Genomic DNA, 12618 nt, shown 5'->3' with positions numbered 1-12618 from the left:
TTAATCTCTTAAAAGTCAACAGGTAATTTCGATATTTTTTAAAACTTATTTTCTAAACCACCTTATCATCAAATTCATCACTTAAAGCAACCAACTTAATCACAAGTAACTGTTTTTCAACAAGTTTTTATCTGCATCACCGCCGATGGATGTGCATTATAGACCATTAAATTCCCTTTGCAATACCTTTCTCATATTTTATTATTCAACAGATCAATTTTTAGGCTTTTTGGTAGAAATTAGATGAGATATTAAACTTTTTTTAGTTAATCAACTTCATGTAGAATAGATTATTCATGCAATTGATGTGGCATTAACTCACCATGTGGCATTCCGCTAAGAAAGTATTATTCTGCATACTTGTAGTGCTTGCTACGAGTGGGCCTGCGTATGCCAATTCAAAACATAACTTCTATGTGCTGACTTTATCTATTTTAAGTTATAGCAAATGGGAGAATGTAAGCACCCCTACTCTTTGTGTAATTGATAATGCTTCAATTACTTCTACTTTTCAGTCTTATATTCAACAATTATCTTATAATTATCGTGTACAAACAGTTAATGTTAAAGATTTTCCAAAGTCTCATTGCCAAGCTGTTTACTTTTCTACAACTTCCCCTCAACAACAACAAAATTTAATTCAGAATTATCCATATCGTTCTTTGCTTTCTTTAAGTATTAATAATCCAGAATGTGAAGTTGGTAGTATCTTTTGTTTATATGATCAAAATAATTACACCACTTTTAAAGTTAACTTAGATGCATTAAGCCATTCCAAGGTCCATATTGATCCAAGGGTATTACTCTTGGCTAAGAATGCGGAGTAAGGGCCATGATATCTAAGTTGTATCAGTCCACTTCTCTACATGCTCTTTTTAGAAAGTCTCAATTTACGATTTTTGCGATTACTTTTTTTATTTGTTCTTTTACCTTTGTATCTATTTCCGTTTTTACTATGGAAACTTATGCAAAGCAGAATTTGCAATTACTTAGTCATACGCTTCTTGAGCGTATTCAACCGGCCGTAGTGTTTAATGACAAGATCACAATAGAACAAATCTTAAATGAATATACGAATGATCATTCTATTCGAGCTATTCATATTTATGATTCTGAACATCATTTAATTGCACAAAGTTTTAAGTTGTCTAGTCAAACTTCTGTTTTGGAAGGATGGTTTAATCATTGGTTCTTAAATGAGCCTGTACATTTAACGATTTATCATCACCAACAGAATGTTGGCGAGCTAACGCTTTTTGGTAGCTCTGAAAAAATATTGCAATTTTTAAAGATGATTATGGTTGGTCTAGCGATCGCGATGTTATTTATTGTTTGTGCACTATGGTGGTCAGTGAATTTAACTTATCGTCAAATTATGCAGGCGATTTATCCTCTTACCAATATTGCTCAAATCGTAAGTGAACAGAAAGCTTATAATCTTCGCTTTCCATATAACCGTATTAAAGAGTTTCAAGATTTAAATACTGTTTTTAATCAGTTGCTTGAAGAAATTCAAATTTGGGATAATCAATTACAAAAGGAAAATCGCAAATTATCTTTTCAAGCTCATCACGACCAACTCACGTTACTACCAAACAGACATTATTTTTATCAAATATTGTTAGATATGTTTGAAGATAAGGATTTTGACAACAAGTCTGCTCTATTATTTATAGATAATAATAACTTTAAGGCAATTAATGACCAGTTCGGACATTTAGCTGATGATGAAGTCTTAAAAGAGATGGCCAAAAGATTACAGACTCGTTTACGACATCAAGATTTTATTGCTCGTCTAGGCGGCGACGAATTTGCGGTCATTTTGCATTCCATTAGTCATGCTGATCATTTAATATCTATTGCTGAAAATTTACTCGAAAGCTGTAAAGAACCTTTGCATCTAAATGATCAAACGATTTACTTCAGTTTTAGTGTGGGGATTGCTTTATCCCAATTTGCGTCTAGTCCAGAAGATTTTATTATGCAAGCCGATCAGGCGATGTATAAGGCTAAGACTTCTGAGCAACATTGGTTTATTTATAAACCAGAGAATTAAATTTAGGCTAATCTATGAATACAAGATCTTTAAAACTCTCGTTTATTGCATTGCTGTGCATTACTCTTGCAGGCTGCTTGAGTTTTGGCCCTTTGAAATATCGTCAAGTAAAAATGCTAAAGAAAGAGGGTTTTGTTCTAACTAACGAAGGCTGGACTCTAGGTTTACCAGAACGTTTATTATTTGATTTTAATGATGCAACGTTGAAACAAAGCCATGAAGCAGAACTTGTACGCTTAGCAAATCAATTAAATAAATATGATTTGAATAAGTTAAAAATTGTTGGTCATACTGACGATGTAGGTAATCCTGAATACAACCAGAAGTTATCTGAAGAGCGCGCACAAAGTGTTGCTAACCTTTTCTTGACTCGTGGTTTTAAAAAGGAAAATATTTATGTTATTGGACGTGGTTCAACTCAACCATATGTACCAAACACAACCAATGAAAATCGGTCAATCAATCGTCGTGTTGCAATCGTCATTATTCCTTAATTTTCTTATTTAAAAAAGCCAATCTTCGTGATTGGCTTTTTTGTTTTATACAAGTTCAATAATATCAATAGTCGGTGGTACACGAAATCTTAAAGGTATGCCAACCATACCTGTTCCTACGGTAACAAATACATCAGCATGTTCGTGTGAATAAAAACCACGTTTGTGACCTAAAATTGATACTTTTTTCATAATGTAATTAGTTACCCAAGGAAGCTCGACCTGTCCTCCGTGAGTATGCCCTGATAACATCAAAGGTCGATTAGGTAATTTGGGAACCATATCTACTGTATCTGGATTATGAGAAAGGATTAACCACGGTTTATCTTGTGGTAAGTTTGGCATTGAACGCATATCGGTTTTTCCAGCCCATAGATCACCAATACCAATTAAACGAAATTCGTCAAACTCAACAATTTTACCTTCAATATCCATAACTTCATTGTAGTAAAGTGCATCTTTTAATAATTGTTGGATAGGTGGTCCTGGATATTGTTCATCATGATTTCCAGGAACTGAATAGACTGGAGCTTGAATATCTTTGAGTACAGCCAGTTCTTGTACTAGTTTGTCTTCTGGTTCATAGGTCCAGTCGCCTGACACAACCACCAAGTCAGGCTGTTGTTCATTGAGTTTTTTCACAATGATTTTGAGTTGTCGTTCGTGACCAGAAAATAAACCTATATGTAAATCAGCAATTAAAGCAACTTTTACAGGCTTATTAAAACGGCAATCCGGATTCAAACGATATTGATGAACATCAACACGTACCATATGCGGTTCTATAAAACGTGCATAAATGAGGATACCGCTTAATAAAAAGATAAAAATGGTTTGGTGAATTGAGTAATATCCTATCCAACCTGCATATAAGTTAAAGAACCAAAGTGGAATAAGAAGATAAGATAGATAAAAAGTAAGTAAGTGGACAAAAGCTTTAAATGGATGAATTGTTTCTGTACGTGATTGATGAATCCAAGCTTCGACAATGCCCCACAAGGCAAGTATTGAAAAAATAAAGTAAAAACAAAAGATGATTGAATTTGGATTCCACATTACGATTCTCGACTTATCTTATATTGATTGCTAGTAATCAAATTCAATATTTATCTTTCAATATGCACGAATTATACTCTAGCTCACCTTATCGTATGTATTGATTATGGCACAATCCTTTCATTCCAAACAGCTTCAAACTCATCAACAGGCTAAAGGCTTTTTGATCAAAGCTTCTTTAGTTGTCTGTTCAAGTTTCGCTGTGACTTTGACAGGTTGTAGCACTTTACCCAAACATCGTGCAGAACCGATTGAATATGCACGAGATATCGATACATCTCAAACTTCACTTGCAAAAATTATTACACCTTTGCGGGAACAAAATCCAAATTTAACGGGTTATCATCTGTTAAATGATCCGTTAGAAGCACTTGCGGCTCGTTTAAGGTTGATTGATAAAGCCGAAAAGACTTTAGATTTACAATATTATATTTGGGATAATGACAAGGTCGGCGCTTTAGCGTTACATGCGATTATTCGTGCTGCAGATCGTGGCGTTAAAGTACGTTTATTGATTGATGATAATAACGCTAAAAAAATGGAAGGGGTTTTACTGGCCCTTTCTCAGCATAAAAATATTGAAGTTAAATTATTTAACCCTTACCGTTTTCGCGAATACCGCGCGATGGATATGATTTTAGACTTAAAGCGTATCAATCGTCGTATGCATAATAAGAGCTTTATTGCTGATAATCAGGTAGCGCTCATCGGTGGGCGTAATATGACAAATCAGTATTATAACGTCAGTGATAATTACCAATTTTCTGATGTTGATGTCATGTTAGTCGGTGCTGCTGTTGATGACATCGTAAATTCTTTTGATGATTACTGGAATCATGAATATGCCTATTCGGTCCAGAGCATTGTTAGTGCTCAACAACACCGTTTACGCTATGAAAGTTTAAAAGAACAACTCGATGCTCATTATCAACAGGCAACTGTTCAAAACTTCCTTAACTTAACTTCTAAGTCACATGCTTTTGATAAATGGCTAGACCATAACATTCAATTTGACTGGGTTAAGGCAGAGGTCGTAAAAGACTCCCCTGATAAAATTAAGTCAAAAGCAAAAAAAGAAGAGCATTTAAATTTCCAATTGATTAACCATTTGGAAAAGCCCGAAAGTAATGTTGATTTGATTTCTGCTTATTTTATTCCTGAAAAGCAAGGCGCTAAAATTTTGAGTACGCTTGCGAAAGAAGGTGTAGAAGTTCGAGTTTTGACAAACTCATTTAAGGCAAATGACGTTGCTGTAGTCCATGCTTTTTATGGTAGATATCGAAAAGAACTTTTGAAAAACGGCGTACAACTTTATGAGTTTTTACCAGCCCCAGATAAACGTAATTTAAATAAAAATACGGAAGAGTTGGCAACTAAGGCTAAAGTAAACATGAAAGGCTTAAGTCGCTCAAGCTTACATACCAAACTCATGGCTTTAGATGAACAGGTTTTTATTGGATCATTCAATTTTGACCCACGTTCTGCTTATTTAAATACTGAAATTGGTGTAATTTTAGATAGCCCATCGCTAGCAAAAACAATTCACCATACGATGGATGAAAACTTAAATAAATATGCTTATAAATTAAAGCTCGACCCGAATAACAATATTTATTGGCAACAAGAAACCTCAAAAGGGCCTGTTATTTATAAAAAAGAACCAGAAATGAAATGGTGGCAAAAGGCAGGCATGAAGTTTCTTTCATGGCTACCTCTCGAAGGATTTATGTAATTAACTTTTTGGCTTAAGTACTTTTTGATGTAATTGAGCCAAACCTTCTACCATTTTTTGTTGGACTTCTTGAGTCAGACTTTTTACATCGTGCCCTTCGACCGAGATAGGAGGCAAGGTCAGTAGATGAGCTGTTACTTTCGGCATTTCTAGCACATGCTGAATATGTTCAACAAATGACATATCACCAATAAATGGTGCAACATTATCTAATTCACCATGACGGTTTACATAGCAAATTAAGCACACCTGTACTGGACGCTTGGCTTCAATAGCAGCCCCGAGTAAACGACCATGTATTTTTTTAACAGAATGTCCATCTGTAGTAGTCGCTTCAGGAAAAAATAATACTGGAATATTTTGTTTTAAGAATTCAGCAATTTGCTCTCGAATTCTAATAGAGTCACCAGAGCCACGCTTAATAAATAAAGTACCGCCACCCTTTGCTAAGTTACCCAAAATAGGCCAATTTTCTATTTCAGCTTTAGCCAAAAAGAACACGCGCGCACCCGAACCTAAAACAGCAATATCAAGCCAAGAAATATGATTGCTTACCCATAAAGCTGGCTCTCTAGGAATCGTTCCATGCACTTGAACATCGAGGTTAAAGACTTTGCATAAACGGCGACAAAAATATTGGACATATCGTGTATTAACAGGATTATTTGGATCCTTATAGAGTCCATGACGATAAACTAAATAAAAACCTTCACTGATTGCCGCAGTTGCTGAAGTAACTTTCTTTCCGTACAAGCCTATTTTAGAAAATTTCTTTAACGTTGAATTTAATATACTTTGCGTTTGAGCCATAAAATTTCACTAACGATCAATCATTGTTATACCTATTTCGAGCCATTCTATACGTTTCGCAATTAACTTGCATCGCTATGCGATAGAAGCAAATAAAAAATTAAATGCATGTAGATAATCTAAAGGATAAGAGTAAACCCTTTCCCCTTTTACTCAAGTTTCCTCTAGAATAAAGTTTTACCCTTTTCAGGATTTATAGCCACGTGGAATTAGTTGATCGGCATCAAGGCGGTGAGCGCACAATATTAGTGAGTGTGTCTGTACAATTATTAGATGATCTGGATGCCGAAGAGTTTGCCCTACTTGCACAGTCTGCTGGTGCAGATATTCTTGAGCACGTTAAAGTACAACGTAATAAGCCAAATCCTAAATTTTTTATTGGTTCAGGTAAAGTCGATGAAATAGCAGAGAAAGTTCAAGAATTAGAAGCTGGGCTGGTTATTTTTGATCATGCATTATCACCTGCTCAAGAACGAAATTTAGAAAGAATATTAAAATGTCGGGTCATTGACCGTACTGGTTTAATTTTGGATATTTTTGCCCTACGTGCCCGCACCCATGAAGGTAAATTACAAGTCGAACTTGCTCAGCTTAAACATTTATCAACTCGTCTAATCCGTGGTTGGTCTGCTGACTTTGAACAACAAAAAGGTGGTATTGGCTTACGTGGTCCTGGTGAAACACAACTCGAAACAGACCGTCGCCTCATTCGTGTACGTATTACTCAGTTAAAAGACAAGTTAGAGAAAGTCCATCAAACTCGTATACAAGGACGAGCAGCCAGACAAAAAGCTTCAATTCCAACCGTATCTTTAGTGGGTTATACCAATGCAGGAAAATCTACTTTATTTAATATTTTAGCGAAAAGTGATGTATATGCAGCCGACCAACTGTTTGCAACACTTGATCCAACCTTACGTCGTTTAGAATGGGATGGTATTGGTACTGTTGTACTCGCAGATACTGTCGGTTTTGTGCGAAACCTACAACATGATTTAGTTGAGTCTTTTAAGGCAACTTTAGAAGAAACGCTTGAGGCAACACTACACTTACATGTAATTGATAGCAGTAGCCATGAAATGCTGGATCAGATTGAAGCTGTTGAAGGTGTGTTAAAAGAAATTGGCGCAGATGCCCCTGTCCTTCGTGTTTACAACAAGATCGATTTAAGTGGTGAAGAAGCCAAAATTGTTTATTCAGAGCCTCATGTTCCTGATCGCGTTTATGTATCTGCACATTCAGGTTTAGGTCTAGATTTACTACGTCAAGCTGTTCAAGAATGCTTAATGGGCCAACTTCAACAATTCTCATTAATACTTAAACCTGCTTATGGCAAATTGCGTACCCAGCTTTATGCTTTAAACGTTATCGAATCTGAACATTATGATGATGAAGGTCTATTACATATTGATATACGAATTGCACCTCATAAGCTCGAGCAATTAATTCGCCAAGCCAAATTACCTATAGATGAGATATTAGGTGAACGAGCGAGTCAGTTTAAACGACCACTGGAAGAGTTTGAAATCAAGAACTAGATCAGTTAAAACTTGATAAGTAAACTTTTAGAGATAAAAAATATGGATAAGATCAAAAGTATAGATTGGGCAGCATGGGTAGGAACTTTTCTACTTATTATCGGCTTTCGTGAAGGCTCAGTCGTCGTTATGCGTACTTTTGGTCATCCAGAATTAGGAAACTTAGTCGGTTTAATTAGTTTACTCATCATTTTGCTCGTTTGGCGCAAGTTTAAGAAAATCCCATTAAGACTAGTCGACACCAATAATAAAATCATGAAAGAAAGTGGTTTTGCTTTTTTACCCATTTGTGCAGGATCATTAATTATGCTGGTGCATATGGGCAAAGAAATTCCTTTATTTCTCTTTGTACTAGTGGTGAGCACCCTTATCCCGCTGTGGGTCTATGCAAAAATGGCCAAACACTGGTTATAAGGAGAATAAAATGTTTATGATTTTATATGGATTTTTGATCACTCTAGTTGGCTACCTTTGTGCAAAACCTTTAAACCGCCGTTTCCCTCAAGTCCCTCTCTTAGTTTTCGGTATGTTCATTGTGATTGGTTTATTATCAGTCTTGAAAGTTCCTTATGAAGAATACCGACTTTACGTAAACGATTTATTCAGCCACCTATTAGGGTATGTCACCGTTGCTTTAGCGATACCTTTGGCTGCAATGCGATATGACGATTTACCTCTTAAATCGGTTATTGGAATCTTATGTTTTGCAAGTATTAGCGCCGTTGCTTTACCAATGGGCCTTGCTTATTTATTACATATGTCTGAGCCTACTATTCTGGCATTTGCTACACGCGCTGTAACTACACCTATTGCTTTAAACATCGCAACTTTATTACATGCCCCTGAAACATTAGTCACGTTAATTGTGATTTTATCAGGAGTTATTGGTGCAGCATTTTCACCATTTTTACTTAAGCATATTCATGATGAAAGAGCATCAGGTTTAGCTCTAGGTTTAGCCGCACATGCTATTGGAACAGCTCAAGCTTGGCAACGTGGCCCTGTTGCGGGTCGTTATGCCGCTTTTGGTATGGCTTTAAATGGTGTATTTACCGCCATATGGCTACCGACTTTCATGTTATCTGTAGGAATTTCCTGATCAAAAAGTAGTTCAAATAAACATTGAACCAGTGATCAATTAGAAATAAGATGATCTTTTCAAATCTAAAAGGATTTTTGATTATGGGGAAATTTTTTGTTGGAGCGTTGCTCTTATTGGGGATAAATTCAGCTACTTTTGCGGCTGATATTACTGGTATGTGGCAAACGATTGACGATAAAACTGGTACGCCTAAGGCTCATGTAGAAATACGAAAAGAGGCAAATGGTACTTATTCAGGAAAAGTTGTAAAAATTACACCGCGTCCGGGTTATACACCAAAAGAAATCTGTGATAACTGCCCAGCTCCTTATACCAATAAGCATATTGTAGGTTTAGATATCGCGACTGGTTTAAAACAAGTGGATAGTACAACCTACACTGGTGGTAAAATTCTAGATCCAAATACTGGCAAAGTTTACGGATTAAAAGCCAAACTCAGTGCAAATGGTAACCGTCTACACATGCGTGGTTATCTTGGAGTTTCAGCTTTAGGCCGCAATCAAATCTGGATTCGCCTAGAATAAATCTTAAAAAAGAAAAAAGCCGCTTATGCGGCTTTTTTATTACATGACAGGATTAACTACTGAAAAACTTTGCTGGTCTTCAAGACGATAAGCAATTAAGTTTTTACCCCACACACAGCCCCCATCTACGTTCTGAATATGTTCACTGATTGTTCTTCCTTCTAGAGCAGCCCAATGACCAAAGAATACTTGATGTGTTTGTGCAGCTTTACTTGGAAATTCAAACCAAGGTAAATAACCTTCTGGCATAGGTGCATCTAAAGTATCTTTAAAACTAAATTCCAATCTACCTTCTGCATTAGTTAAACGCATGCGTGTTAAATAATTGGTAATACAGCGTAGGCGGTCATTACCAATTAAGTCATCTGTCCAAAGATCTGGTTTTGAACCATACATTTCAGCTAAAAAAGCATCTAATACAGACAGATCATCATGTGCTAATACAGCTTCAACTTCTTTCGCTAAAGCAGCCGTTTTTTTTGCATCCCAAATACAAGGTATACCAGCATGTGTTAGCACAGTTTGTTCATTTGGAAATAAACATAATGGCTGTTTACGTAACCAGTCGATGAGTTCATCACCATCCACAGCATCAATAACATCCTGTGTACGATCTTTCTCTTTAATTTCTTTAAGACCACGAGCACAAGCAACCAGTGTTAAATCATGATTACCTAAGACGGTTGCAGCTGCGCCACGATCGGCTAGTTTTTTAATAAAACGAAGTGCACCTACAGAATTTTCTCCACGTGCAACTAAATCACCAGCGAACCAAATAAAATCTTGGTCAGGATCAAAACGTATTTCCTTCAGCAATGCTTTGAGTGCTTCAAAACAACCTTGAACATCTCCAATAATATAGTTATAGCGCTTGGTCATTTATGCCACCATTTGATCTGCCAAAGCTACAAATTCAGCAAGTGTCAGAGTTTCTGGACGAGCCATTGGGTCAACGCCTGCTTTCTCAAAGCCATCTTCTGCCAACATACCTTTAAGGCTGTTTCTTAGGGTTTTACGGCGCTGCGTAAACACATGTGCAACCAAACGAGCTAAAGCTTTCTCATCTTTTGCGACAATCGGTTTTTGTTCATAAGGAACTAAACGGAATACTGCACTCGTTACTTTTGGCGGTGGGTTAAATGCGCCTGCAGGAACTTCAAATAAAAATGTAGGCTGGCAATAATATTGAATCATTACCGATAAACGACCATATTCTTTTGTATTTGGTTCAGCAGTAATACGATCAACCACCTCTTTTTGCAGCATAAAGTGCATATCTTTGACTTTGCTACCAAATTCCAAGAGATGAAAAAGTAGTGGTGTTGAAATGTTATAAGGTAAATTGCCTACTACACGTAATGGTCGACCATCTTTTACGAGTTCACTAAAGTCATATTTTAATGCATCAGCTTCTACAATAGTTAAACGTTCTGGATGTGGAACACGCTCTGGCAAACCCGCTGCTAAGTCACGGTCTAACTCAACAACTGTTAAAGCATCACACTCTCCAATTAAAGGAGAAGTTAATGCAGCCAAGCCCGGACCAATTTCAACAATGTTATCGCCTGTACGCGGATTGACAGAGCGTACAATTTTGGCAATGACTCGCTGATCATGTAAGAAGTTTTGACCAAAACGTTTACGAGCTTTATGCCCTTCATCTTTCGGGTTTAGGGCATTAATTTGATACATAGAACATTTCCAACATGAAAAATTTAACTCGCTGCCAACGATAAAGCTAAATCGACAGCGACATTTAAACTTGAGCTTTTTGCCAAACCTGTCCCAGCTAAAGACAGAGCAGTACCATGATCGACCGAAGTTCGAATAAACGGTAAGCCCAATGTGATATTAATTGCTTCACCAAAACCTTGTGATTTTAGCACAGGTAAGCCTTGATCATGGTACATGGCAAGAACAGCATCAGCATTTTTAAGATGTTCAGGAGTAAATAAAGTGTCTGCTGGCATACTTAAACTGATTTTAATGCCTTGAGAGCGGTAAGTTTCAAGAACCGGATTAATGGTATCAATCTCTTCACGACCTAAGTAACCATCTTCACCCGCATGAGGATTTAAGCCACACACCAAAATACTTGGATCGGTAATTTTAAACTTAGTTTTTAAGTCATGAAGCAAGATGTCTATTACTTGATGCAAGCGTTGTTTGGTAATTGCATCTGCTACATCTCTTAAAGGTAAATGTGTAGTCGCTAAAGCAACTCGCAAGGTTTTAGTAGCGAGCATCATGACAACACGCTCTACACCTGCAAACTCTTGGTAATATTCGGTGTGACCACTAAACAAAATTCCTGCATCATTAATGACTGATTTTTGCACGGGTGCAGTAGCTACACCTACACTCTTACCTGACATTGCATAATCAGCTGAACGACGTAGTTGCTCTAATACATAAGCAGCATTAGCTGGATCTAATTGACCGTCAGTGACTTCTGTTTTTAATGCAACATGCTCTATATAAAGCTCACCTTGCAAAGATGATTGAGTCTGTCCGGTATACTCTAAAAACTTAATATCCAAGCCAAGCTTTTGAGCACGTTGTTGCAATAAATTTCGGTCAGCTAAAACAACAACAGGACGTTCATCAACTCGTTTCGCCAGACTTAAACAAATATCTGGACCAATACCGGCAGGCTCACCGGAAGTGACATATAAAGGCAGCACAATCACCCCCGACACATTTCTAAAATTGGAATTATTTTAACATATCCTACATTCATCGGATTAGGGATTAAATTATCTACCTTAAACTGGATTTTTCTTGTGACTTTGGACAAACTCGTTTAGAATGCTCGCTCCTTTTGTTTGGACAGATTCCATAGTCCAAACCAACTATAATAGGTAGTGGTTTAATGAAAACTCTCAGCGCTAAGCCAGCTGAAGTTCAACATGACTGGTATGTTGTTGATGCTTCTGGCAAAACTTTAGGTCGCCTTGCGACTGAAATCGCTCGTCGTTTACGCGGTAAGCATAAAACTTCTTATACTCCTCACGTTGACACTGGCGATTACATCGTTGTGATTAATGCTGAACAAGTTCAAGTGACTGGTAAAAAATCACTTGATAAGAAATATTATCGCCATACTGGTTTCCCTGGTGGTATCCGTGAGACTAACTTCGAGAAGTTAATTGCTCACAAACCTGAAGCTGTTCTTGAAAAAGCGGTTAAAGGCATGTTACCAAAAGGTCCTCTTGGTTATGCAATGATCAAAAAAATGAAAGTGTACGCTGGTACTGAGCATCCGCATGCTGCTCAACAGCCACAAGTTTTGGACATCTAAGGGAT

General features: G+C 36.9%; 14 protein-coding genes. 9 read left to right on the top strand and 5 right to left on the bottom strand.

All coding sequences use genetic code 11. The annotated features are described in order from the left end of the window. Nucleotides 1–323: 323 nt before the first annotated feature. From MSG95_RS17550 to MSG95_RS17540, 3 genes are read left to right on the top strand one after another with little or no spacing between them, the layout of a single operon-like run. Nucleotides 324–827, top strand: a complete 504-nt coding sequence (locus tag MSG95_RS17550) for a YfiR family protein (protein ID WP_004704137.1) — start codon at nt 324–326, stop codon at nt 825–827. Between the two features lie 5 nt (nt 828–832). Beyond that, the gene (locus MSG95_RS17545) at nt 833–2056 is read left to right on the top strand and encodes a diguanylate cyclase domain-containing protein (RefSeq protein WP_324645150.1); all 1224 of its coding nucleotides are present in this window, start codon (nt 833–835) and stop codon (nt 2054–2056) included. Between the two features lie 14 nt (nt 2057–2070). Beyond that, nucleotides 2071–2550 carry an OmpA family protein gene (locus MSG95_RS17540; RefSeq protein WP_077165721.1) on the top strand — a complete coding sequence of 160 codons (480 nt, stop codon included), beginning with the start codon at nt 2071–2073 and terminating at the stop codon, nt 2548–2550. A gap of 45 nt (nt 2551–2595) precedes the next feature. On the opposite strand, the gene MSG95_RS17535 is transcribed toward MSG95_RS17540, so the two are convergent. Further along, entirely contained in the window at nt 2596–3606 is a 1011-nt protein-coding gene (locus tag MSG95_RS17535; RefSeq protein ID WP_077165722.1) for a metallophosphoesterase, read from the bottom strand. Between the two features lie 106 nt (nt 3607–3712). Here MSG95_RS17535 and MSG95_RS17530 point away from each other — a divergent pair, with 106 nt between their 5' ends. After that, nucleotides 3713–5338, top strand: coding sequence for a phospholipase D family protein (locus MSG95_RS17530; RefSeq protein WP_004704129.1), 1626 nt, complete (start codon nt 3713–3715; stop codon nt 5336–5338). Here the strand turns inward: MSG95_RS17530 and MSG95_RS17525 are convergent, their stop codons facing one another. After that, a complete protein-coding gene (locus tag MSG95_RS17525; protein ID WP_077164332.1) occupies nt 5339–6148 on the bottom strand; it encodes a lysophospholipid acyltransferase family protein in 810 nt (269 codons plus the stop codon). It abuts the gene before it with no gap. 203 nt (nt 6149–6351) lie between these two features. Here MSG95_RS17525 and hflX point away from each other — a divergent pair, with 203 nt between their 5' ends. From hflX to MSG95_RS17505, 4 genes are all read left to right on the top strand, one after another. After that, nucleotides 6352–7686: a ribosome rescue GTPase HflX gene (gene hflX, locus MSG95_RS17520; protein WP_324624913.1), complete on the top strand. Its 1335-nt coding sequence runs from the start codon at nt 6352–6354 to the stop codon at nt 7684–7686. A 42-nt stretch (nt 7687–7728) separates the two neighbouring features. Further along, nucleotides 7729–8100 carry a hypothetical protein gene (locus MSG95_RS17515; RefSeq protein WP_019456617.1) on the top strand — a complete coding sequence of 124 codons (372 nt, stop codon included), beginning with the start codon at nt 7729–7731 and terminating at the stop codon, nt 8098–8100. A 10-nt stretch (nt 8101–8110) separates the two neighbouring features. Continuing rightward, entirely contained in the window at nt 8111–8785 is a 675-nt protein-coding gene (locus MSG95_RS17510; RefSeq protein ID WP_077165724.1) for an LrgB family protein, read from the top strand. An 83-nt stretch (nt 8786–8868) separates the two neighbouring features. Continuing rightward, the gene (locus tag MSG95_RS17505; RefSeq protein WP_004704121.1) at nt 8869–9312 is read left to right on the top strand and encodes a DUF2147 domain-containing protein; all 444 of its coding nucleotides are present in this window, start codon (nt 8869–8871) and stop codon (nt 9310–9312) included. 39 nt (nt 9313–9351) lie between these two features. Here the strand turns inward: MSG95_RS17505 and MSG95_RS17500 are convergent, their stop codons facing one another. The 3 genes from MSG95_RS17500 to pdxA are packed head-to-tail and all read right to left on the bottom strand — an operon-like array spanning nt 9352 to nt 12011. Continuing rightward, nucleotides 9352–10191, bottom strand: coding sequence for a symmetrical bis(5'-nucleosyl)-tetraphosphatase (locus MSG95_RS17500; RefSeq protein WP_077165725.1), 840 nt, complete (start codon nt 10189–10191; stop codon nt 9352–9354). Beyond that, nucleotides 10192–11004 (bottom strand): 16S rRNA (adenine(1518)-N(6)/adenine(1519)-N(6))-dimethyltransferase RsmA, encoded by an 813-nt coding sequence (rsmA, locus tag MSG95_RS17495; RefSeq protein ID WP_004704118.1) that lies wholly within the window; start codon nt 11002–11004, stop codon nt 10192–10194. A gap of 23 nt (nt 11005–11027) precedes the next feature. Continuing rightward, a complete protein-coding gene (pdxA, locus tag MSG95_RS17490; RefSeq protein ID WP_077165726.1) occupies nt 11028–12011 on the bottom strand; it encodes a 4-hydroxythreonine-4-phosphate dehydrogenase PdxA in 984 nt (327 codons plus the stop codon). Between the two features lie 173 nt (nt 12012–12184). On the opposite strand from pdxA, the gene rplM reads away from it, so the two are divergent. Continuing rightward, nucleotides 12185–12613, top strand: coding sequence for a 50S ribosomal protein L13 (gene rplM / locus MSG95_RS17485; RefSeq protein WP_002117832.1), 429 nt, complete (start codon nt 12185–12187; stop codon nt 12611–12613). Nucleotides 12614–12618 lie beyond the last annotated feature (5 nt).

Source organism: Acinetobacter sp. IK23 (genome assembly GCF_035615275.1).
Taxonomy (GTDB): Bacteria; Pseudomonadota; Gammaproteobacteria; order Pseudomonadales; family Moraxellaceae; genus Acinetobacter; species Acinetobacter seifertii.
This window is presented reverse-complemented; position numbering and strand designations above follow the sequence as displayed.

Excerpts from the sequence above, each read along its gene's own strand:
- MSG95_RS17550 (WP_004704137.1), top strand. The coding sequence starts at position 324 with ATGTGGCATTCCGCTAAGAAAGTATTATTCTGCATACTTGTAGTGCTT.
- MSG95_RS17545 (WP_324645150.1), top strand. The coding sequence starts at position 833 with ATGATATCTAAGTTGTATCAGTCCACTTCTCTACATGCTCTTTTTAGA.
- MSG95_RS17540 (WP_077165721.1), top strand. The coding sequence starts at position 2,071 with ATGAATACAAGATCTTTAAAACTCTCGTTTATTGCATTGCTGTGCATT.
- MSG95_RS17535 (WP_077165722.1), bottom strand. The coding sequence starts at position 3,606 with ATGTGGAATCCAAATTCAATCATCTTTTGTTTTTACTTTATTTTTTCA.
- MSG95_RS17530 (WP_004704129.1), top strand. The coding sequence starts at position 3,713 with ATGGCACAATCCTTTCATTCCAAACAGCTTCAAACTCATCAACAGGCT.
- MSG95_RS17525 (WP_077164332.1), bottom strand. The coding sequence starts at position 6,148 with ATGGCTCAAACGCAAAGTATATTAAATTCAACGTTAAAGAAATTTTCT.
- MSG95_RS17515 (WP_019456617.1), top strand. The coding sequence starts at position 7,729 with ATGGATAAGATCAAAAGTATAGATTGGGCAGCATGGGTAGGAACTTTT.
- MSG95_RS17510 (WP_077165724.1), top strand. The coding sequence starts at position 8,111 with ATGTTTATGATTTTATATGGATTTTTGATCACTCTAGTTGGCTACCTT.
- MSG95_RS17505 (WP_004704121.1), top strand. The coding sequence starts at position 8,869 with ATGGGGAAATTTTTTGTTGGAGCGTTGCTCTTATTGGGGATAAATTCA.
- MSG95_RS17500 (WP_077165725.1), bottom strand. The coding sequence starts at position 10,191 with ATGACCAAGCGCTATAACTATATTATTGGAGATGTTCAAGGTTGTTTT.
- rsmA (WP_004704118.1), bottom strand. The coding sequence starts at position 11,004 with ATGTATCAAATTAATGCCCTAAACCCGAAAGATGAAGGGCATAAAGCT.
- rplM (WP_002117832.1), top strand. The coding sequence starts at position 12,185 with ATGAAAACTCTCAGCGCTAAGCCAGCTGAAGTTCAACATGACTGGTAT.